We start from the raw sequence: 21,738 nt of genomic DNA on the forward strand, positions 1-21,738 counted from the left end.
TATCGTGTAGAGGGTGACCTGCCCCCTTTATTAGATACAACCCTCAGTCAGTATATCGGTTTGTTTACTGCCGGGTTCCCCGTTTTGCTACCGGGCTATAGACTCTGATGGCATCTGATAATTCAGGGCTGAATGTGGACGACACCCGTTTTAATCCTTCCGCCAGTCATTAGTGATTTTTATGGCGTAAACAATATCGCTGCACGCGTGATCATTCAGGCATTCATCGCAAAAGCGACCGTTAAAACTCGCAATAAATTCGTTCTGCGTTGGCTTGCCCGGCTAGATTAAACGCAGCTCCACGCCATGCTCAAAGGTCCGTTGATCCAGCGCACGACAAGTAAATTCCGTCCTCTGGTCGGTTCTTATCGTCGCCGAATAGCTTTGAGACAGTGTAATGCTCATGATACGTGAACGTCTGAAATCCCGAAAGCGGCGGTGATCGTCAGGCATTCCTTCGTAAAATGATCCACACAGGTCAGGCGCTTAATCCAGCGGCTGCTGGCGAGTGCATCCATGATAAAATCCATCGATCCGGCCAGATTCGGAGCATTAGGGCGCAGAAGCGGAATTTGCTCTGTCGCCAGCCCGTTACGGCGGCGTCTGCGTTTTACGACCAGGTCGTTAACATGATAAATGCGGTATACCTGACTGTGATTGACGTGAATTCCCTCTCGACGCAGTAGCTGCCATATGCGCCGGTAACCAAAATGTCGACGTTCAGGCGCCAGTTCAGTGATGCTAACAGACCAGCGGGCGTTAGTAGCCGGACGTTGAGCCTCATAGCGGAAGGTTGACAGTAGTAAATCTGTCAGCCTGCAGATGACGTTGCGACAGACCCGTTGCCTCACACATGACTTCTACGGTTTCCCTCTTCTGATCTGTCGTCAGAACTTTCGGCCCGGAGTTACCTGATGCGCCTCCTTATCCGATCCAGTCAACTGGCTGTAGAAAGTTTTTGCCTCTGTCGGCTTGTATCTGTATCACCTGTCTTTCATATTCTCTGAAAATATCGACACACCATCGAGCATAGTATTCAACAGTTTTACATCCGGTCGCATTGCTATCAACCTGCTCACTACTTTGCCAATCAAACAATAGTTAACTGGTGGCAGAGCCTGTTGGGGCATGACAGTTAAGTCTACTGATATTTGCGCTGGATGTGACGGAAAGAAACAGAGTGCAGTTCCAGATGTTTGGTCTAAAAGACTTTCTAATGCTGAGGCAAGTAAATAGCGTGTAAACCGTTACCTCACAATGTGGCTTCTAAGCCGATGTGTCATAGTTGCCATTTTATTAACGTCGATCTGCGAAATTCTAAAATGGTGAGCGTCCTATCGTTTACTGTAGGGTAGCGAGGCTTTGAACAAGCCGACAGGCGCGGCAGGCTTTCTTTATCAACATATCTACAGGGTAGATCAATTCTTTGAAGATCATTAGAAGATCAATATGAGATCATTAGAAGATCCAAAGAGATCACTAATGTTATATATATATGATTTAAAAGATAAAATTACTACTTTGGGTATTCACTTTCATGAGGAAGGCATCCACTTTCATGATAAAGGTATTCACTTACATGAAAAGAGGATTTACTTTCATGTAAAAGGTCTCTACTTTCATGAGAAAAAGGTATTCACTTTCATGATAAATGAGTTTTGCTGGCCTGAGGGTGTGGATAAGTGGCAAAAGACAGTGCAATCATCGACATAAGCAATCCCTTTGCGATTGTCAGAAAGGATTCAGAAACAGTTTATCTACTGGAACCAAACAGCAATAAGACCGTTCAGCCGGTTGCTTTGCTGCGACTTAGCGTTTTTACACCTGTCGCACCGCGCGAGAAGGGAAAGCGCGATTTTATGATCGACGCTTCAGATGAGCTTTCAAGCCTTGAAGTTGCTCAGCGTGAAGGGTATACGAATATTAAAATTCAAGGAGCTAAGCTCAGTATGTCTACGGATTTTAAGACGTGGCTGGGCATCATCATGGCTTTTTCCACCTATGGCTACAGTAACGAAACGATCCGCCTTCCGTTTACGGAGTTTGCAAAGATGTGCGGCATTAAATCTGCCGATTTAAACATCCGCTCGCGCAAGCGCCTGCATGATTCTCTGTTCAACATTTCCAGTGTCACGCTCGCTTTCAGCAGCAAAGACGGTAAGAAATCCATGTTCTCGCATCTTGTGCAGCGCGCTGTGCTGAACATGAATACCGATACGGTGGAGATCACCGCGGACAGCAACCTCTGGGAGCTCTACCGTTATGATCATAAGGTTTTGCTGGGCCTTAAAGCGCTGTCAGAGCTCTCTAGGAAGGAGGCTGCGCAGTCATTGTACATCTACTTCGAAAGCATGCCTCCCGGCACGTTGTACATCTCAATGAAGCGTCTGCGTGAGCGTCTCGCTTTAGGATCGCCCGTTAAACTGCAGAACTCGATCATTCGGCGCGCGATGACCGATCTCAAAAAGATAGGCTACATCGACTTTATTGAACTTAAGAAAGGTCGAGAGATTCAGTTCGTCATTAATAGTCGCTCACCTAAGCTCCAGCCGTTACCCGGTCACTAAGGTATTCACTTTCATGAAAGAGGCAATACGGTCTCTGCTTTCATGAAAGCATCTTAGTAAAGGTCTCCACTTTCATGTAACCAAGCTTCGGGGGTATCTGTTTCCATGTCTTACCTGGAAAGTATCCAATTTTTTGCATAAATACCTTCCTTCTGAGTTCATCTGCCCGTACATGCATTTGAAAGGGTTCTACTTTCATGAAGGGGACTGCCGAAAGGTATTCACTTTCATGCAAACCTCATATTTCTGGTCGCTCGTACAGGAAAGTAGAGACCATACCTCCAGTACAGTCAACATTGTTCATGAAAGTGAATACCGTTAAGCCCTCAGAATAACGTTTCTTATGCCAGACATTATGAAAGTGAATACCTTCATAGAAAATTAGGTGTGTAAGTATACGCCATCATTATGTGCATTATTTTTATAAACTAGTGTGATTCTTAAGGCGAGCTGAATCAGCACTCATGCACGGCCAGGCCTGGAATGCTCGGTGCTCATTTCGTTGCGCTCTATCTTAATTTACTTCCGCGCATTGCGCGATATCGCAATAGCGCCGCTAAGGGTTAATTGACTGGCTATAGTGAACGATTTTCGTGCTCAGTATCGTCTCATGAAAGTGAATACCTTTCTGGACATGTTACCTGATAGTCACTTATTCCGGTTGAATATCTGTCTTTAGATGAGCGTAATGTCCCTTTCACCATGGTAGAGGAGGCTCAAATTTCCTGCAGAATTCAAACAGCGTTGCCATCTGAATATGAGAGATCATGTGACTTCTGTTTCTTAACAGTCTGCGCCGTGATGTCCGTGCAGCCCGACTCGGTCGTGCCCTGTCCGTGTGCGCCATGGACATGATCTGCACCGACCATTAATTACTAGCACTTAAGGCTACCGCCCTGTTCCACTAGTTTGCTGACTCGACGCAGCACGACTTCATCTACACGTTGTGAAACGCCGGCGAGCGGCTCAATGAAGTACTAGCGCTGCGTTGGTGGGATTTCCGGCTCAACGGTGTAACTTTGCACGTGGTGATACGTACCGCCAAGTAGCGCCGATCTTAGCCTGTTTTCCAGAAGCTATTTTTCAGGATTTTCACTCATGAACCTGTACAGCATTCTTTTCTTGGAATAACTCGCTGCTGGGCCTGTGAACATCACAGCAATAAATGTATGCCGGAATCATCAAATATTCGTAATATCCGGTATTTACAGAATTACGATTATAAGTTTATACGACTTTACTCTTTTGCGATTATGTGACATTGTTCCTTAAAGTCGCATTTACGCTTTTAAGTTTAACAAACTTGCTCGTTCTGCAATTATGGCAGCCGATCTAGTTTTAATTCCCGTCCAGCCGAGTCCTTATGATGTATGGGCGGCTGAAGAAGTTGTAAACCTAATTAGCGAAGCCAGAATATATAAAGAAACCCTTAAATCTGTATTTGTGGTTAATCGTAAAATTACAAATACGGCAATTGGTCGCGATGTTGTGGAAGCCTTGGCAACGTATAAGACACGGGTACTGAATAATACTGTCTCTCAGCGGGTAGTGTTTGCTGAGGCTGCGGGTCAGGGTAAGGCAGTGCTTGAGCTGGGTGAATCCTCTGCAGCTAATGAAATTAAAGCGCTGGTTAAAGAAATACTGGAGATCGAATAATGACAGGTAAAAAAGTGAACTTTTCGCGCAGGGCTGAAAGAACCGTTTCGGCTGATGCCTGGGTTGAAAATCGTGAACCGCCTTCAGAACAGCCAGAGCAGGAAAAAATGAAGCGCCTGACCATTGACGTAACGGAGAGCCTGCACAAGGCCATTAAGTCAACCTGTGCAAGCCGTGGCACCAAGATTGCTGATGAGGTCAGGGAACTTCTTCGGGAAAAGTATCAGCCTGACTAATTTGATGTTACATCGTTTTGACGTAAATAAAGAAAAGTAGAAATGCGATAAAACAGAAACACAGAAGCACAAATACCTTCGGTTTGTGCTTTTGCTTACTGTCGGGAACTCAGAGAAACGAATGTTGTATGATGGCTATAAAATCTCGTGCATTATCTGCTGTACCCTTTCAAAGCATGGATAGCAAGCCACAATGTACTGTGTCCAGGTAGGCCTAATTTATGCGTCAGACAAATAAATCCAGTGATATCGTATTAACGTAAATGCAGAAATACGTAATCACAGGCACTTGCAACCTTTACTGAAACCCAATTTGCGGTAAATCATAAAACCGCTGCCAGTATCTCTCGTAAAATCTGCCTCAGCTTCTCAACCTCTTGGCTAGCGGACCACAACAGTATCACTGTCCGGATAGCTCTGGGTTAAGTATCAGCCATGAATTAAAAGTAAAATCGCATAAACGTAAATACAGAAATAAAGAAAAGCGATTATGCAAAACAAAGATGTAAAGATTCTTGCGACTTATGCAGCTATTTTATTGGGGCGATCAGCAAATGTGTCGTATAAACCGGCAACGGATTCCTGTCATGAGCCACGATGTCCTGACGTTGACCGCAGTCGGGCGTGTTTGATTCTAAATAGCGCAGCGCAGAGTATAAGACAGCAGAGCCAATTTTATCGTAAAAACAGAAATGCGATTATACAGAAAGAAGGAACGCTTAGACTTGCGGCTTGTTTAAGCATTCTTCAGTGTAGATTACAGAACATGTTGTATAAGGCAGGGCCAATATCTCGCGTTTTATCAGTCTTGACTTTTAAAAGTTTGGCCACAGTCATAATGTATCAATGCCCAGTTTCCTGTGACATATATACCAGCCGGATTAATTTATAAAAAATCGTATTAACGTAAATGCAGAAAAAAGAAACATAGATGTTTGAGGCTTGCGTAACTGTTCTCCTGTTTAATCACAGAGCGCGTTGTACACGGGGTTAATAGTATGCGTTTTATCAGTCATAGCTTTTCAAAAACCTGACCACAGGCAAAACACACCTTTGTCCAGCTTGCTCAGGTATAAGTGCCAGCTGAGCATTTTCAAACCGCATCGCATAGACGTAAATGCAGAAAAACAGAAATACGATAATGCAGAAAAGATAACGTACCGGCATTGCGGCTTGGGCTGGTATTTTTTTGGCGATTAACAGATGTGTCGTGTAAACCGGCAACAGAGTTAACCTGTCATGAGCCATGGTTTTCCAACGATCAGGTCGGCAAATCAGGGAGCTAAATAGAAGTCGCGTAGGGACAAATACCGGACAGCCAGTTACACTATATCGTTTTAACGCAAATACAGAAAAAAGAAAAACGATTATACAGAAATGAAGAAATGCAGAAGATAGAACCTAAGCTTCAACCTTACTTTCAGTACATCAACGAAACGCGTCATGTAAGGCAGCGATAATTTCTCGCGTTTCATCTGCCATGGTTTCTCGATACCCTGACCGACAAACCACAACGTCCCTCTGCCAGCTTTGTTAAGTCTGCCCATAATACGCATCAGCGCCTCGCTGTTAGCCTTTGGTTTTAACTTATCAAACAGGCCTAACTGCGCGACGCTACTATTATAAAAATTGTCCAGCCTAATACCTGCCTTCACGTATCGCGGAGCGTCAGCCCACATTTGTTAAAAAACAGATATGGCCATCTTAATGATCTCTCTGGTGTCATTTGTAGGGATCTGACATTTTGCTGATCCATGAGGGGGCCAATATTCCCCGCTTTAGTCATATCCATTGGTGCGAAAAAAACGATAAACTGTCCAGCAATACTGCTTTTCTCCGTGGAGCTTTTCAGCGGCACGTTCGGCAAAAACGCACAGTAATTGACGAACTTCATCCTTACTCGTGACTTTAGTCCCGTAAGATAGGCTGCACACGATTTGCTGCTTGTTTGACGGAATTTCCTCTAGCTTCAGGCAGCATTCTCCCCGTAGCTCTCTGACGCTGCGCTCCAGAACAACGTTCAAATTCTTGCGGATGAAAACTCTGTTAACCGCTTGTATAATTTACAGAAGCGTGAGTTACGTTTACTTTCAGCGTTAGCTGGCGTCAGCCATTGTGGTTTCTGGGCTTTACGGCTCGGGAGCGGACAGCGGATATCAACGCTCCCTGCATCAGCAGTAGGCCGGGCATTCACTGGTCATAAAAGACGTGGCTGCTAGGAACCGAACGGTTTTACCCGTCCATGGAGAAGGCATTTTCATCTCCTGTTGCCTTGTTTCGTTCTCAGTAAACTTTCGCCGTGCAGAAACCAAGCATATGTGCGGTCTCGCGAAAGTCTCAGAGCTAAACGTCCGCCCCCGGCGTCTTACGGGCTGCAGTTTTGCGCTTTTTTCCTGAGTGCTGATCATCTATGAGAACGGAAAACGTTACATCTAGCGCGCAAGATATCCGCCGTCCTGTTATTAGGCCTTCAGTGAATATCGTTTACCGGGATCCGCTTAATTGCTAAACTGAATACAGATTTTCGCCGTATTCAGGCATACAAACAGGATTACGAACGTGGCAAGCGCAGACCAGCTAAAGGCACTGATTAAATCGCACATAAGCCGCGATGATAGTCACTTTTATTCAGTGGCTATGCAGGTCGCTGCGCATGAAGCCAGACAGGGCCACGGCCGGCTTGCGGAAGAACTCCTGAGCATGCTGGATAAAGGTAAGGCGAAGCTTGCCGCTGATAAAGGTGGGAAACTTGTCCCACTGTCGAATGCCGCGAAGTCCCGCACTGAGCTGGGTAACTTGTTAAGCGTCAGTGAACCCGATGATCGTATTGCTGATATGGTGCTCAGTAATTCAGCCGAAGCACAGTTGAACCGACTTGTTCGTGAACAGCGTATGATGACACGTATCCGTGAACATGGTCTTTCTCCTCGTCGTAAAGTACTGCTGGTGGGGCCTCCCGGAACGGGAAAAACCCTGACTGCTTCAGTGCTGGCGGGCGAGCTGGGCATTCCGCTGTTTCAGGTGCGTTTTGATGCCCTGATCACAAAATTTATGGGGAAACGGCCGCCAAGCTCCGTCAGATTTTTGATGCGATGGTCGATATCCGCGGCGTTTATTTTTTCGATGAGTTCGACGCTATCGGCTCGCAACGGGGACTGGCAAACGACGTCGGTGAGATCCGCCGCGTGTTGAATAGCTTTTTGCAGATGATCGAGCAGGATAACTCTAACAGCGTCATTGTTGCTGCAACGAACCATCCTGAGATCCTTGATTATGCTTTGTTCAGACGCTTTGATGATGTCGTTGAATATCACCTGCCCACATTGGATCAGGCGCTTGAGCTGCTGCGCACCAGGCTTGACGATTTCATTCCTAAGCCTTTCAGGAAAGCCGGGCTGGAAAAATTACTCGCCGGACTCAGTTACGCAGAAATCTGCCGCGCGGCAGATGAGTCGATGAAAGAAGCGCTAATGAGTGACAAAAACAGCGTGGATCTGGTGCTGCTGGAAAATGCTCTACAGGAACGGCATCAGGTCAGCCAGAAGCTGATAAATAACGGAAATTATAAATTAAATCATGACGGAACCAGCCGCTAACCGACAACGCCACATTATTCTTCCCTGTACGTTTGTCAATGAACCGTTCAGAACGCCCTCAACAGGTGGTGGCTCTTCACCACTCCTACCGGAACGAGATCGCCAGCAGCACGGCACCATGCTTATGGGCCATCTGCAGCAGGTCAAGGCCATTGCCGCGAAGGCGAAGTTAGTGCAAAACGCCGTTGGGCTTCAGAGCGGAGTCGGCATACAGGTAGAATTTGTCGGTCAGCCTGACATAGCACTGGCATTCGAAAGCTTGGGCTATGAGGTAGGTCGCGATAAGGCAAAGCACATCGAACTCCTCAGCCTTCATGTCGATGAAAATATCACCTCGGCGAACGTCTTCATTCCCGATGGGAAAATTATCCATTTTGAAAATTACCTGAATGACTATCTGACAGACCGGCGCCGCGCGGACAATGTTTCACTCGATCGGAAGGCGTTAGTCAATACGCTGTCGGCTATTCGGCTCTCAACAATCCGCTCTCTGTGGACTGATGAACCGAATCTTTTGCCAGCCGATCCTGCTGAGGAATTCTGGTGGGAGGTATGGCTACCGGTGCGCGGAAACCGGGCGGCGGTATTTGAAGATTTCCGGGCTGTAATTGCTGCCTGTCAGTGCCGCGCAAGCGAGCATGCAGTTCCGTTCCCTGAACGGACCGTGACGTGGATGTATGGCTCTCAGAGCGCTTTCTCACAGTCAGCGCTTTTGCTTAACTGTGTGGCCGAGCTTCGCCGGGCAAAAGATACGGCGGAATTCTTTACCGGCTCAGGATTCGTCGAGCAGCGGCTCTGGGCCGATGATGCACTGGCACGTCTTCAGATCCCCGCAGAGGGAGAAGATGTGCCTTACGTGTGTCTGCTCGACTCCGGACTGAACCGGGCACATCCGCTGCTGGCCCCGCTGGTGCATGAAAATGATATTCATACCGTCAGCGAAGCTTGGGGGACTGACGATCGCGTTAATCACGGTACAGGACTTGCCGGTATTGCTTTGTATGGGGACATGTTTGAAACGCTAACTGGCCAGAGTGCACTGATCATTAATCATCGTCTTGAGTCAGTGAAACTTACTAGCGGGCAGGGTAATAATAGTGCGGGTGGCGCGCATGAGCATGCCTACCTCTTTAGCAATGCGGTCACGCGCCCTGAAATCCTGAATAACCGACGCCGGGTTTTCAGCTCAGCCGTTACGGCCACGGACTATCGCGATTTTGGCAGGCCCTCCGCATGGTCCTCAATGGTCGACTCGCTGGCTGCGGACTCTGGCTCAGAGCCAGCTTATCCGCGCCTTTTCGTTCTCTCAGCTGGTAATATTTTTGACCGCGATCACTGGAAGACGTATCCGGACAGCCTTTCGGTTAACCAGATCCACGATCCGGCGCAAGCCTGGAACGCGCTCACAGTCGGAGCCTGCACTCACAAAACGACAGTTAATGAAGCTGACTTCTGGCCACTTGCGACTGAGGGAGGTCTCAGCCCCTTCACCTCAACTTCAACGCTGTGGGACAATGTGTGGCCACTGAAGCCGGACGTGGTCTTTGAGGGCGGAAATGCCGCAGCCAACAGTGAATTTGCGGATAACTTTGCGAGCCTTGAACTACTAACGACAGATGCCTATCACCATCGCCGACTGTTCTCCACCACCAATGCCACCAGCGCGGCTTCTGCGCTGGCGGCAAAAATGGCGGCACAGTTAATGGCGCAATTCCCGGATCTGCGACCAGAGACCATCCGTGCGCTGATAACGCACTCAGCCCGTTGGACCACTCGGATGCTTGAGATGTATCCACCTGCTAATCAGGGGGAATATGCGACCCTGATCCGGCATTGCGGCTGGGGCGTGCCTGATGCTGAACTGGCTATCTGGAGCAGGAGCAACAGCCTGGCGCTAATAGAGGAAAGCAGTCTGTTCCCTTATCATCGCACCCGGGATGGGATCAAAACCCGGGAAATGAATCTTCATGCACTGCCGTGGCCGGCTGATGAGCTACTAGCCCTGCAGAACACGCCGGTGGAAATGCGCGTGACGCTGTCGTATTTCATTGAGCCTAATCCATCTGCCCGCGGCTCGGCGTCGAAATTCTATTATCCTTCGCACCGTCTGCGATTTGCCATGAAGCGACCAACCGAGCGGCTGGATGAATTCAGAACACGTATTAATGCGGCCGCAGAGACCGAAGAGGGCACTTCTGCCGTGTCGGGAAGCGACAGCAACTGGCTGCTCGGATCCCGTCAGCGTCACAAGGGCTCGCTGCACCAGGATATCTGGAGGGGCACTTCTGCTGAGTTAGCTAATTGCGGCTACGTGGCCGTCTATCCTGGGCAGGGGTGGTGGAAAACCCGCCGGGCGCTAGAGCGCTATGATTCAGAGGCACATTACAGCCTCATCGTCTCTATTCACTCACCGGGTACTGATATCGATCTGCTGACACCGGTCCAAATAAAAACCGATGCGCTGATCGCCAACAATATTGAGATATCATCCTGAACAAGGCTCTTTTGCCAAGGATATCAGCCGGCTGGAACAGCCGACACGGCGCTTACGGTTTTCTTTTTTCAGTTTACGCGTCCCGTTTTGACGGAAAAAGGTATGTCGCGCTCTACTAGAGAAGTACCGACAGCGCTAGATAAGCCATCAGACAGTGATAATACATTATCACTGTCTGATGGCTGTTACTTTATGGCAGGGCGTTAGTTAAGGTTATGAAAAATGTAGTTTATATCTTAGCATGTATGCTCTTATATAAATGTGTTTGAATTATTATACTCTTCGCTTCTGACATAAATTAGCCCGTCGCGGGCATACAGTCTGCTATGAGCTGAGAGTTCAACCAATGGATATAACTCACGGGTTAAAACGCTCTGCGGGAGACTCGTAGTTTAGCATTTTTTCTCGGCCTCTCCTTAAGTTGCCTGGCAACATTATTTAGCCTTTGCTGGCTGTGAACTGACAGGTCTGTCCCTTTTGGAAAATACACTCTGAGCAGTCTGTTCGTGTTTTCATTTGAACCACGTTGTCAAAGAGACTAACAGTCTCAAATATAAACCTGTATATCAGTGGCTAAAGTAAATATGCTGTGACTGGTTATTTCAGCTCCTCTGCCCCAGGTTAATGTTTTATAAAGTTCAGCTGGTAAAGTTCGGACTTGTATGATTAGTGCTGATATTACCGTCGGCTCTAGATATCACAGATTTTAACCAGCATAACGACGAACCAGGGTTAGCGTTCCACCAGGGTGATGATAAAGGAATTTTTAGCGCTCTGTATAAGGTCACCTTCTCAGTGGCCCGGTATCGCTCAGTCTGTTATACCGGGTGGTCTGACGCTGAAATGGACAGTATCCGGGATTGCTCCCAGCCCTCTACCTTTAAGCGATTTTGTTCTGGATTTTCGTACTGTTCTTCTGCTTATCAGACACTGTTGCAGTTCTTTTTTAACGCTCCCCGGGTTTGTATGAAAAGCGTTTTATAAATTATTTCGTGTGATTGGAGCATTCTCTGACTAGCGGGACAACAGCGTGTCCGCCAGCCGGCGTTTTGTTGCGAGCCGCCCTGACGCATTTTTCTTGCAGTGATTTTACACAATGCAGGTTATTCCGTTAGCTTGCAGGGTTTAGGTCTCAGGGTACTGTCTCATGCTTTTTTGCCAGCGTTTGATGCAGGGTATTGCTTTGCGTCCCCGAGTCTCTTGATCTCGTGGCTGAGAGTCGACGAGGCTCTTGATAATTTATCTGCTATTTCCTGATACTGAGCTTTTTAACCAGCCCTCCGGATATCTCCATATCTCCTCTCGTTCATCAGGCGAAAGAGACAGCGGGTGGCCTGTTTGGGTTGGGAGAAGATACCCGCCTGCCTGAAAAAATCGTGGGCATAATCGAAGTGGGATATCTGTCGAACATTTTGTCGATATCATGCAAACAATCCCCCTGATTATACCTGTTTTGAATAACCGCTTTCTGTTCTGTCGTGTAGTAAATACGCATTCTTCGTTTCATGGTAACGCCCTCACTGTTTAAGGATAGCGTTGCATTGACCAGTTGAACTTACAGCGAAGAGCGGACATATGCTCGTTTGTACGTCTTTCACCCTTATGTGCTAACGACATGTTCTCTCCACGCATAAGGCCTGAAGCCGATGACTGCAGGTTTTCGTCTGCATTCATAGCTCCTGCCTCGTAAAGTCACATCGTTTTCCTGAAATGCCTCGTCAGAAGTGAGATCACGATATTAACTCTTGTGGATTCAGCTCTGGCCGATGTCACCGCATAGACGTTGCGCTTTGCCAGGGAAAGCCTGGTAGGGCGCGGAGCTTCCCAGAACGGACAGACTGCTCAGCATCCTCTGAAAATAGAATAGCCAGCCCCATACCTGCGCATGCTAGCTCTCTGGCGACAGAAGCACGCCCGGGGCAGTCAATCCGGTTATCGGGTAGTGCCGCCGGCAGTTCCAGCGCGGCGAGCGTATTGATTAATCCCCGGTCATTGTGATTTATCCACTGAGCCCGGGGCAGGTCATTTACACTGAACACCGGATACTTGTCGAGATAATCAGGAGAGGCATAGATGGAAGTATCCCAAGTGACCAGAAAGCGGGCTATAAGATTATCACCTTCTGGCTGCTCAACAAACCGGAGGGCAATATCAATATTACGCTCCGTCATGTCAGCAAACCCGTCATCTTCCAGCAGCACAAGCCGAATGCCGGAATAATGCTCCTTCAGCTCACGGATCATGTTTTGTATGCGAATACCTTCTGCTTTGCCAGAAGGCAGAGTCAGGCGCACCTCTCCTTCAGGAGCCGCCTGCATTTTTCGCATATCCAGGCTTGCCTGCTTCTCGATGTCTAACAGCTTTTCTCCATACTCCCGAAGTTTTCTTCCCTCTTCGGTCGGGGAAAGGCTGCGCGTGGTCCGGTTGAGCAGCTGTATCTTATAAGCTTTTTCCAGCGCGCGAATATTCTGGCTGACTGCGCTTGCACTCATGCCCAGCTGTGATGCAGCGGCGGTCATGCTGCCGAGACGTAACACTGTGGTAAAGATGCAGATAAGTTTCAGGTGTTCCATTGTGAAGATAAGCTTCATTCTGAATTCGATTTGAAGGGGATTATCCGCTTAAGCGGTGCCCCGTTACAATGTCGTTTTACGCTATTGAGGTATATATGGAACTACGAGGCTTACGCGTGACAGAAATTCTGGGTACACGCTATCCCCTTATTCAGGCTCCCATGTCGTGGGTGACCGATGCCCGCCTGGTCGCTGCCGTATCGAATGCAGGCGGTTTGGGCGTATTCGCTCCCGGTGCCGGACACGATACTCAGGCAAAGGGGCTCAAGGAGGATGCTGAGCGCATTCGGGCCCAGATCCGGCAAGCTCGCAGCCTCACTCATTTCCCCGTCGGCATCAACATTCTGTTGCTTGGCAGCGAAGAGGATCCTCTCGGTGCGTTTTCGTCTGCCTGGCTCAAAGTGGCTTTCGAAGAAGGCATTCGGCATTTCGTTACGGTTGGCCGCGCCTCTGAGACGGTTTTCCGAGCCATCAAAGAACATGGCGGCATCGTTATTCATCGGCTGTTAACACCGACCGTAGTCGGCATGCGCGAAGCTGAAAGATTTGGTGCGGATATACTGGTGGCGACAGGTTATGACGAGGGGGCCATCTTCCGGGGCAGTCGTGGGGAACGTTTACCGTTGTGCCTGCCATTGTCGATGCCGTATCGGTTCCTGTACTAGCAGCTGGCGGCATCAACGATCGCCGTGGCGTACTGGCGGCGTTCGCTCTCGGAGCTGAAGGCGTATTTATCGGCACACGGTTTATTGCAACGGAAGAGTGCCCGGCTGCACAAGTAACCAAAGAAGCGATCGTCGCCTCCGGTTATAAAAATATGGTGTATGCGTCTCCCATGCAGCGGTCTATCAGGACACGAACAGCGGACAGGCTAGCGGAAATGCTTAGAGATCCCGGAAATACCGTTGATCTGGACGCTGAGATTAGCCGCTTCGGCGGGCTGCTCCCCGCCATGCGTCAGGGAAAAACGGATGAAGGCATTATTTCGGTTAATACCGGAATTGATGTTATCCGGGAAATTCTGCCGGTCGGGAAGCTGATCAGGCAGCTCATTGAACCCTGCCGGCCGATCAAATAGCCCGACAGTAACAAGGCCGGCATGTTTACGCATGCCGGTGTAGCCGCATCTGGGTCGCCAGCACATACAGCATGGTGACTGTCACGATAATTAACAGAGTATTTTCGCCATAAGCTTCGTAAAAGAAGGCACATCCCTGCTGAAAGAGAAATCGGAATTGATCGCCTTGCGGGCAATCAGGCCGTCCAAAAACGCAAACAATATGACAGTGACTTCTTCAGAGTTAAGATCCCGGCGAAACTCGCCTGCGGCTATGCCTTTCTCAATGATCCCCGCGATGCCCCGCCGCATGATTTTATCGCTGGAAAGAATCGCCTCCTACAGATCCGGATTCCGGGCAGACTCGGCCATTATTTCAACCCAGAGATGATGGGTGACCGTGTAGCCTACGTCGGTGATACAGGAGATAATCTGACTGCAAAGGCGATCAAAATGCGAAGCGGTATAAAGTTCATTATGCGCCGTCAGAGCCGAATTCTGCTCTTCCAGAACAATAGCCCGTATAAGCTCATCTTTGCTTTTAAAGGAGGTGTACATGGCACCCTGGCTTATACCGGCGGCGTGGATATTTCACGCACACTTGTTGCACTGAAGCCTTTTTCAGCAAAGCAGGAGGCGGCTGCGGTAATCAGCTTATGATAGGTTTCGGTGTCCTTTAACATAGCGGCCTTTAACGGTGAATTAACACCGGTACTTTAACGTGTTCTTATGCCACGGGCCATAGACGGGGCTACCGGTCAGGCCAGCAGTTCCGTGTGAGACTCCATCCGGTAGGTTTACTGTATTCCGGCTTTTGCGCCTTTATTCTGTGGGCGATATGCCAGCAGGATAAGCGCGCTCACCAGAACACAGGCGGCTGCAATATGATATCCCGCCGGCAAGCCCAGCGTGTCAATCAGCTTTCCTCCGGCCGCAGAGCCGGCAGCGATCGCGACCTGTATGGTGAAGGTGAACATGGCCGAACTCGCCTCTTCGTGTCCGGTGGAAGCCCTCTGATTCCAGATGTTCATACACAGCGGCATAGCTCCCCAGGCCAGCCCCCAGACCATGACCATCAGGGTTATTGCCACGGGCCAGGAAGTCATCTGGGGCAACATAGCCAGCGCCAACATCAGCAGCACCAGCACCGTGGTGAAGGTGGCCGTGAGCTGACGGCTGATAAAGGCGGAGGCAACAAAATTCGAAGCAAACCCGGCAATGCCGTAACCGACCAGAATCCAAGTGACGGCATCAGAACTGATGCCCGTCTGCTGTAAGAGCGGGGCCAGATACGTGTAAGAAGCGAAGTGAGCCCCGAAGATAAGAAATATCAGTGCCTTGCTCTTCCTTACCGTCTGCAATTTCAGATAGTCGGCGATAATGGACAGCTTTATAGCTTTTCCTGCTGGCAGGGAAGGCAGGGCAATAAGCTGCATCAGCAATGCCGCTGCCGAGATGAGGCCGGTGGAGATAAACGCGCCCCGCCAAGTAAAGAGCCCTGCAGTAAACGTGCCGAAAGGTACTCCCAAAATCATGGCGGCCGTCACGCCGGCAAATACCGCAGCAGTGGCCTTGTGCGCCTTTTCCGGCGTAGTCAGCCTTCCTGCCACGGCCAGAGCAGTGGCCCAGAAGGCACCTAGGCACAGGCCCACCATTGCACGGCTTATCAGCAGGACGCTGAAAGAAGGCGCCCAAGCCGCAACGCCGCAGGATGCCAGCAGAAGGAATGAAAGAAACAGAAGCACGCTTCGTCTGTCCGTTTTGCCCGTGACCAGCATGATGCCCGGCGCGGCCATTGCGGCCAGTATGCCTGGAACGGTAATCATCATCCCAGCCTGGCCTTCGGTAATGTTAAAGCTCGTTGCCACCTCCGGCAGAATGCCGACAGGCAGAAATTCTGCCGTGACGGTGGCAAAAACACCCAGCGTAAGGGACAAAACGGCTGCCCATGCGTGGAACGCTGAGATCGGGGAGTTATTAGCTGAAGTCATAAGAAATTCATATTGTCCTGTGATGAAGAGCCACTGACAGGATGCAGTTAGCCGGGTGAATGAATGATCATTCATTTTAAGGGTTAAAGACTGCAGTAGCTAGTTACGCCGCACGATGTGCCTGGCAGCAGTATATCAGCCCGGAAGCATACTCCTGTGAGTGGACGAATTATCCTCTTCAGGCGGCATGATATTCGTGAGCCGGACATTTCCTGTATTTTTTAAGGCGGGTAAATATGTTACGTGAACACACTGGCGTCCTCTGCGTGGCCATGTGCTATACCCTGATCGGCATCAGCTAGCCGATTGCCAAAGAAGCAGTAGAGAGTATCCCGATCTGGACATTCACTCTACTGACGTTGCTGATTGCAGTGGTGTCGCTGTTTCTGTTGTCGCTCTTCGTTGATAAAACAGACTTGCTGAACATCCCGCTTCGTGACTGGACGGCCATTGGCGCGCAGGCTTTGTTCAGCGCAGCTCTTTTTACCGTGTTTCTGCTGTATGGCCTGCCGACGACCACGGTGGTGGCCGCTTCCGTCACCACGAGTGTGGCCTCTGCGGTGGTCCTTGTACTGTCAGCCGTATTTCTGAAAGAAAGGATGCGTATTAAGTCGCTGATTTCGGTTTTTCTTGCGGTTGTCAGCGTGATCGTATTGCGCTGCCGGGCGAAGGAGGCGGTGCAGGCCATAACGCCCTTTCAGGCCTGTTTTTCCTAACACTGTCAACTCTCTCCACGTCTGCAGTAATTATTTTCGCGCAGAAGCTGTCGAGTCAGCTGAAGCCGCTGACCAAGGCGACCGGCGTCTGTCTGGTGAGCGCTATTCTGCGCATTCCTCTTACGTTACCTGAGCTTCACGACTTTGCCCTGACATCACTGACGCAGAGTCAGATTCTGATCCTGGTATATTACGGTGTGGGCCCTGTCGTATGTTTTCTTTTTTACGGTATCTGGCGGATCTCGGCCTCCACGGCTGGCATGACGGTCGTCCCGGTACCAGTGGCCTCGGTACTCACATCTGCTCTCTTTTTGATGCCGCCATCACGTCAACAGACCTGGCGGCCGCCTGCCTGATAGTGGCATCCATTGTGATTGCCGAAATGAAATTCCGCCGCCGGGCGACGGTAGCCACGGTAAGATCCTGAGAGGTAGTTATGTCGAAAAATAAAGGAAAGAAAATGCTCCGTTAAAGTCTGACGGTACTGTGCGCACTGGCGGTTGTGGCTGCTGCAACTGCGAACGCTGTCATACTGCCCGCAGTAAAGGAGTACGTGAAACTTAACCATCCCATCCGCGAAAAAATGGAAACGTATTCCGGGCTGAGTGAAGTGAAGCTGTATACGAAGGGCGTCTGGAACCCGAGCGGGTCCATCATCGACGGCATTAAGCTTCTCGGCATTTCCAGCACCTATCACCTATATAGATGCGCCTTTTCATATGAGTAAAAAGGGTGGGTAAATTGTTGGCTACCCTTTAAAGAAACTGGTTAATCTGCCGGTGATTGTCGTGGGAAAAGCACCGGAACGACGGACGTATGAGGTGGAGGATTTTCAGGGCAAAAAGGTGGCCGGAAAGGCCGTCCTGCTACATACCGGGCAGGGCAGGTATTTTGGCGAGCGGGCTTACAGCAAAAACTCACCTTACGTGTCGACAGAGACCGCAGATTGGCTGGTCAGGCATGGTGCCGTTCTGGTTGGCATAGACGCGGTACTGATTGATGATTAAGACCATACTGAATCCACACCGGTACACGATATCCTGCTCAGCAACGGCGTCATTATTGCAGAGGACATGACTAATATAAGCGCAGTAAAAGTTAGGGACACTTATCTGACTGCCGTCCGTCCCGTATGCCGATGGCAAGCTTTCCCGCACGGTTTTTTGCTACTGTAAATTAGTTGTTTGTTGCGTCCTGTCTATACACTTAGGGTGCATGAAAGGATGATTCAGCAAAGGAGGGGCTAGGATAACGCTGGCCCCTTTTGATCAGATTACTTCAGCAGGGGCAGTTCATTGAGCAAGTTTTTGAGGTTTATCATATCCCACGGCATGTGTTCAGCAATGGTGAGTCCGACGGCTTCAGCCTCAGAGCTCGCCTGATTAATCAACGTGAGCACGTCTTCCATAGTCAGTTTCCCTTCTGCCACATCGCCAAAGTCATGTTCTCCACGGCCCGGACGGGCAAAGAGAACGGACCGGAAAATTGACGGATCCAGTACATCAAGATCTAGATGAATTGCCAGATACTCAATTTTCTCCCTGGCAATCCAGTCCATTACCTCTTTACCACCGTTTTTGACCTGCTCAGGGCCTGATGTCGCAATATTATGACTGGAGAGGTAGTCGCTTTCATAAACCAACGGATCGTGGATACCGGCGATCATAATTTTCGACGGCAAAAGCTTGTGCATGACGTGATTCACTAAATCCTGATCTCCGGTACCGATCAGCGCGCCCAGCACGTGGGCATGGGCATTCGGGTACTGTTCAGCTGTCTGAACGTCAGGATGGGAGTCGACCCATAGCACGCCCAGCTTGTCCCCGTACTTTTTGAGCAGATGCGCAAAAGGTGCAAGTGAAACAAGGCAGTCGCCGCCCAAAATGACAAGCGCGTCAGGATCGTGCTTTTCAATCAGGGCGGCTGCATCATTCAGCTGGCTGATAATCTGTGGCTTGCCGGTAATGCCGTCTACTTCGGTCAGGGACTGGTTGCCGGGTGAGGCAACCGGAACTTCCTCTACTGGTCCTTTGGCTTCCGGAGCGAGGAAAGAAAGAAGAAGAGATCCGAGATGATAGGGAGGGTTGTTTCCGCCCTGCCACTGGGGAAAAGAAAGTCGAAGAGTCTTCCTGGTCATATTATACCTGCCTTTATTTTCGATAACTTCTGATAATCATGAAGCAGTCCGATTTCTGGCTTTCAGAACAGTAACTGCCATATCGAACAATTATAAATAATAATGAATGACTGTTCATTCATTGTCGACTATGTCAGAACCTGACGCAAGCTGAGCAGTTTGTTCAGGAAAAACTATATAGCTGATGGAGTGACCTGAAGTTTATTTTGCAATGTCCGCTTCTGGTACAAAGCGGACTGCCACGCCTGCCGATGTCCGCTATGAGCGAAAAGCGGACATGCTATCGCCGTACATAAAAAAATTAGCAAACATGGTGAGCTTAAAAGCTAAAGATATACAAGTCCTTTCAATTGTAGATTGTTCGATCTACAATTGATTATCAACACAGGGGAATGAAATGAAATCATCTGTTGGCAGACCTCGAGAATTCGATCCACAGGACTTCCTGAACACTGCACTGGAATGCTTCTGGCAGAATGGATATCGGGCAACCTCAATGGCCGATCTTATGAAAGCATCAGGCTTAGCTAGCGCCAGTATCTATAAGCTCTACCCGGATAAGCGAGCAATTTATCTTGCGGCGCTACACCAATACATGGATGAAGGTGTTTCCAGAGGAGCGAAGCGCGAGGTGGAGTTATCGCCAGAAGCTGCATTGCGCGAAATGCTCGATTTTGTGGCGCTTGTATCATCCTCTCCTGATGGAGAGAAAGGCTGTTTTACCATTGCCGCTGCCAGTGAACTTTTGCCGGGTGACGAAGAGGTAAAAAAAGGGTTCATCATAAATTTAATTCAATAATCAATCGGTTGGAAAGTATATTATCCAACGGTCAGACTCAGCAGGTCTTTCGACGCGATGAAAGCGCGAGAGTAATGGCTCTGAGCATTTTTATGATGCTGGAAGGGATGCGGGTATACGGAAAAATTCAGCCTGATAGTGAGGAGCTCAAAAGGTGTAACGAATTTATTGTCAGATCGGTGCTCTTAAACAGAGATGTTGATAAGAAAGATCCTTCAAGTAAGGCATCAACATGACTAAAGTGGGCATAATTGTTCGGCGTCGGAAAAGAAGGCAAACAATGGTTGTGCTCGAATGTGAAGATGGCATGGCCTTATGCGGTTGGATCGATAAAGGAAAGTTTTTCAAAAGGCGCTTTTCACTGTCTCAGCTAAAGATATGTGTGCCTTATTCAAACTTTTGGCCTCTGACTTGAAGCGCCATGATCTCCCTTGCGGGTTGCTTTATACAGACGTCCGTTTATGGCACAGAGCCAACTGCCGTGGCCCCCATGTCCGCTATGAGCGAAAAGCGGAAGCTCGCAGTTAAGGTCGCAAATCAACGGTCGCATTACTAACATTGCGGTGTGTTAATCGGTCACAACCTTAAATTGCCAGAAAATAGCACAGCACAGGGCAGGCAACGCCCGCTCGCGGCACATAACGGACGTGCCAGAAAGACATGATTTCTGCCCTGATCAACTAGCGGACAACTCCGGTCGGGACGTTAACACCCTGCTGAGGGATAATTTGGTAATTTAACGGAAATGGTTAAGCTGTTTATACACTCGCTTAAGGGATAATCATAAATGATTGTAAACAGTATGGTCTACCGCTCAGGCCGCGCCGCCGAGGCCGTCGATATTGAGGATATTAGCGAAGTCATTCAGGAAACTGATGCGTTTATATGGCTGGGACTCTGGCAGCCTGAGCCTGCCTTTATGTACAAAGTACAGGAAGAATTCGGCCTGCACGACCTGGCTGTAGAGGATGCACTTAACGCACATCAGCGGCCTAAAATAGAGCGTTACGGCAACTCGGTATTTATTGTGGCGAAGACTGCCAGCGGCCGGGGTGATAATATTGAATTTGGCGAAACGCATTTGTTTGTAGGACGGAACTATCTTATCACGGTTCGCCACGGTGCTTCAGAAAGCTATGCCCCCGTACGTGCCCGTGCTGGAGAGAATGCAGGCATGCTGTCATTCGGTCCGGCCTATCCACTTTACTGTATTCTGGATTTCATTGTGGACGGCTATGCAGAGCTGACCGCACGACTCAGTACAAAAATCGGTGAGATGGAAGCCATACTCTTTCACAATGAATTTGACCGTGAAGCCATCCAGAACGTGTATTCTCTTCGCCGTAATCTTCTCGCGCTCCGCAATGCAGCCCAGCCAGTTGAAGAAATCTGTACGGAGCTTATCCGTATTCATGAAGAGTTAATCCCGAAACCCCTCAGGGCGTATTTCAGAGATATTCAGGATCACGCCCGCCATGTTGTAACGGATGTCAACGACATGCGCGAACTGCTTGGCAGTGCGATGCACGTCAACCTTGCGCTGGTTTCAGTGCAGCAGAACGAAGTCGTCAAGAAACTTGCCGGCTGGGGTGCAATACTGGTGATCCCGACGGTAATATTCAGTATGTATGGCATGAACTTCGACAACATGCCTGAACTTAAGACACTCTATGGCTATCCGGCGACAGTCACTGTCACACTGATAGCCTGCGCATTATTGTGGCAGCGATTCAGGCGTGCTCGCTGGCTATGATGCAAACGTGGGCTGAAAGGCCGTCTGGTTTTTGAGCCCACTTCTGTGCTTTGAGGTCACATACCGCCTGGCGTTCCTGGCAAAAATGCCATTGCTGCACGCATTCCACAAGGTTTGTCAGGTCATCCCTGTTATTTAGACATCGATGATTTCTGCTTTTGGT

At 49.2% G+C, this 21,738-nt stretch carries 13 protein-coding genes and 6 pseudogenes; 11 read left to right on the plus strand and 8 right to left on the minus strand.

Annotated features, from left to right (window positions below; genetic code table 11):
* Positions 1-87: 87 nt before the first annotated feature.
* Positions 88-929: pseudogene (locus KQP84_RS03100) on the minus strand (integrase core domain-containing protein); the annotation flags it as partial.
* Positions 930-1,682: 753 nt separating this feature from the next.
* Between KQP84_RS03100 and KQP84_RS03105 the strand changes: the two are divergent.
* From KQP84_RS03105 to KQP84_RS03115, 3 genes are all read left to right on the plus strand, one after another.
* Positions 1,683-2,567 (plus strand): RepB family plasmid replication initiator protein, encoded by an 885-nt coding sequence (locus KQP84_RS03105; RefSeq protein ID WP_215845178.1) that lies wholly within the window; start codon positions 1,683-1,685, stop codon positions 2,565-2,567.
* A 1,320-nt stretch (positions 2,568-3,887) separates the two neighbouring features.
* The gene (locus KQP84_RS03110; protein WP_252515173.1) at positions 3,888-4,223 is read left to right on the plus strand and encodes a ParA family partition ATPase; all 336 of its coding nucleotides are present in this window, start codon (positions 3,888-3,890) and stop codon (positions 4,221-4,223) included.
* Positions 4,223-4,459, plus strand: a complete 237-nt coding sequence (locus tag KQP84_RS03115; protein WP_215845179.1) for a plasmid partition protein ParG — start codon at positions 4,223-4,225, stop codon at positions 4,457-4,459. Before KQP84_RS03110 ends, KQP84_RS03115 begins: the two co-directional genes overlap by 1 nt.
* A 1,367-nt stretch (positions 4,460-5,826) precedes the next feature.
* On the opposite strand, the gene KQP84_RS25160 is transcribed toward KQP84_RS03115, so the two are convergent.
* Both KQP84_RS25160 and KQP84_RS26120 read right to left on the minus strand, forming a co-directional pair.
* Positions 5,827-6,114 (minus strand): DUF4113 domain-containing protein, encoded by a 288-nt coding sequence (locus KQP84_RS25160; RefSeq protein ID WP_215845180.1) that lies wholly within the window; start codon positions 6,112-6,114, stop codon positions 5,827-5,829.
* Between the two features lie 123 nt (positions 6,115-6,237).
* Positions 6,238-6,393, minus strand: a complete 156-nt coding sequence (locus KQP84_RS26120) for a DinB/UmuC family translesion DNA polymerase (RefSeq protein WP_370661474.1) — start codon at positions 6,391-6,393, stop codon at positions 6,238-6,240.
* A gap of 961 nt (positions 6,394-7,354) precedes the next feature.
* Between KQP84_RS26120 and KQP84_RS03125 the strand changes: the two are divergent.
* Both KQP84_RS03125 and KQP84_RS03130 read left to right on the plus strand, forming a co-directional pair.
* Positions 7,355-8,055, plus strand: a pseudogene (locus tag KQP84_RS03125) (AAA family ATPase).
* Positions 8,056-8,179: 124 nt separating this feature from the next.
* Positions 8,180-10,549, plus strand: coding sequence for a S8 family peptidase (locus KQP84_RS03130; protein ID WP_215845181.1), 2,370 nt, complete (start codon positions 8,180-8,182; stop codon positions 10,547-10,549).
* A 357-nt stretch (positions 10,550-10,906) separates the two neighbouring features.
* Here KQP84_RS03130 and KQP84_RS03135 read toward each other — a convergent pair.
* A pseudogene (locus tag KQP84_RS03135) lies at positions 10,907-12,056 on the minus strand (IS30 family transposase).
* A gap of 262 nt (positions 12,057-12,318) precedes the next feature.
* Positions 12,319-13,140 (minus strand): LysR family transcriptional regulator, encoded by an 822-nt coding sequence (locus tag KQP84_RS03140; RefSeq protein ID WP_215845182.1) that lies wholly within the window; start codon positions 13,138-13,140, stop codon positions 12,319-12,321.
* A gap of 143 nt (positions 13,141-13,283) precedes the next feature.
* On the opposite strand from KQP84_RS03140, the pseudogene KQP84_RS25165 reads away from it, so the two are divergent.
* Positions 13,284-14,200: pseudogene (locus tag KQP84_RS25165) on the plus strand (nitronate monooxygenase).
* Between the two features lie 90 nt (positions 14,201-14,290).
* On the opposite strand, the pseudogene KQP84_RS03155 reads toward KQP84_RS25165, so the two are convergent.
* Together KQP84_RS03155 and KQP84_RS03165 are read right to left on the minus strand one after the other, a co-directional pair.
* A pseudogene (locus KQP84_RS03155) lies at positions 14,291-14,862 on the minus strand (TetR/AcrR family transcriptional regulator).
* A gap of 114 nt (positions 14,863-14,976) precedes the next feature.
* Complete coding sequence (locus tag KQP84_RS03165) at positions 14,977-16,170, minus strand: MFS transporter (RefSeq protein ID WP_215845185.1); 1,194 nt, start codon at positions 16,168-16,170, stop codon at positions 14,977-14,979.
* Between the two features lie 305 nt (positions 16,171-16,475).
* Here KQP84_RS03165 and KQP84_RS03170 point away from each other — a divergent pair, with 305 nt between their 5' ends.
* The 3 genes from KQP84_RS03170 to KQP84_RS25835 all read left to right on the plus strand — a co-directional run bounded on the left by KQP84_RS03170 (position 16,476) and on the right by KQP84_RS25835 (position 17,893).
* Complete coding sequence (locus tag KQP84_RS03170) at positions 16,476-16,886, plus strand: DMT family transporter (protein ID WP_215845209.1); 411 nt, start codon at positions 16,476-16,478, stop codon at positions 16,884-16,886.
* A gap of 32 nt (positions 16,887-16,918) precedes the next feature.
* The gene (locus KQP84_RS26125) at positions 16,919-17,242 is read left to right on the plus strand and encodes an EamA family transporter (RefSeq protein ID WP_370661475.1); all 324 of its coding nucleotides are present in this window, start codon (positions 16,919-16,921) and stop codon (positions 17,240-17,242) included.
* 432 nt (positions 17,243-17,674) lie between these two features.
* Positions 17,675-17,893, plus strand: a complete 219-nt coding sequence (locus KQP84_RS25835; protein WP_215845186.1) for a cyclase family protein — start codon at positions 17,675-17,677, stop codon at positions 17,891-17,893.
* A 266-nt stretch (positions 17,894-18,159) separates the two neighbouring features.
* Here the strand turns inward: KQP84_RS25835 and KQP84_RS03185 are convergent, their stop codons facing one another.
* On the minus strand, positions 18,160-19,023 hold the full coding sequence (locus KQP84_RS03185; RefSeq protein WP_215845187.1) for an arginase family protein: 864 nt from the start codon (positions 19,021-19,023) through the stop codon (positions 18,160-18,162).
* A 397-nt stretch (positions 19,024-19,420) separates the two neighbouring features.
* Here KQP84_RS03185 and KQP84_RS03190 point away from each other — a divergent pair.
* Positions 19,421-20,058 (plus strand): annotated as a pseudogene (locus KQP84_RS03190) (TetR/AcrR family transcriptional regulator).
* A 551-nt stretch (positions 20,059-20,609) separates the two neighbouring features.
* Positions 20,610-21,575: a magnesium and cobalt transport protein CorA gene (locus KQP84_RS03195; protein ID WP_215845188.1), complete on the plus strand. Its 966-nt coding sequence runs from the start codon at positions 20,610-20,612 to the stop codon at positions 21,573-21,575.
* Positions 21,576-21,738: the final 163 nt, after the last annotated feature.

Source organism: Candidatus Pantoea bituminis, assembly GCF_018842675.1.
Lineage (GTDB): Bacteria > Pseudomonadota > Gammaproteobacteria > Enterobacterales > Enterobacteriaceae > Pantoea > Pantoea phytostimulans.

Excerpts from the sequence above, each read along its gene's own strand:
- KQP84_RS03110 (WP_252515173.1), top strand. The coding sequence starts at position 3,888 with ATGGCAGCCGATCTAGTTTTAATTCCCGTCCAGCCGAGTCCTTATGAT.
- KQP84_RS03115 (WP_215845179.1), top strand. The coding sequence starts at position 4,223 with ATGACAGGTAAAAAAGTGAACTTTTCGCGCAGGGCTGAAAGAACCGTT.
- KQP84_RS03130 (WP_215845181.1), top strand. The coding sequence starts at position 8,180 with ATGGGCCATCTGCAGCAGGTCAAGGCCATTGCCGCGAAGGCGAAGTTA.
- KQP84_RS03140 (WP_215845182.1), bottom strand. The coding sequence starts at position 13,140 with ATGAAGCTTATCTTCACAATGGAACACCTGAAACTTATCTGCATCTTT.
- KQP84_RS03165 (WP_215845185.1), bottom strand. The coding sequence starts at position 16,170 with ATGACTTCAGCTAATAACTCCCCGATCTCAGCGTTCCACGCATGGGCA.
- KQP84_RS03185 (WP_215845187.1), bottom strand. The coding sequence starts at position 19,023 with ATGACCAGGAAGACTCTTCGACTTTCTTTTCCCCAGTGGCAGGGCGGA.
- KQP84_RS03195 (WP_215845188.1), top strand. The coding sequence starts at position 20,610 with ATGATTGTAAACAGTATGGTCTACCGCTCAGGCCGCGCCGCCGAGGCC.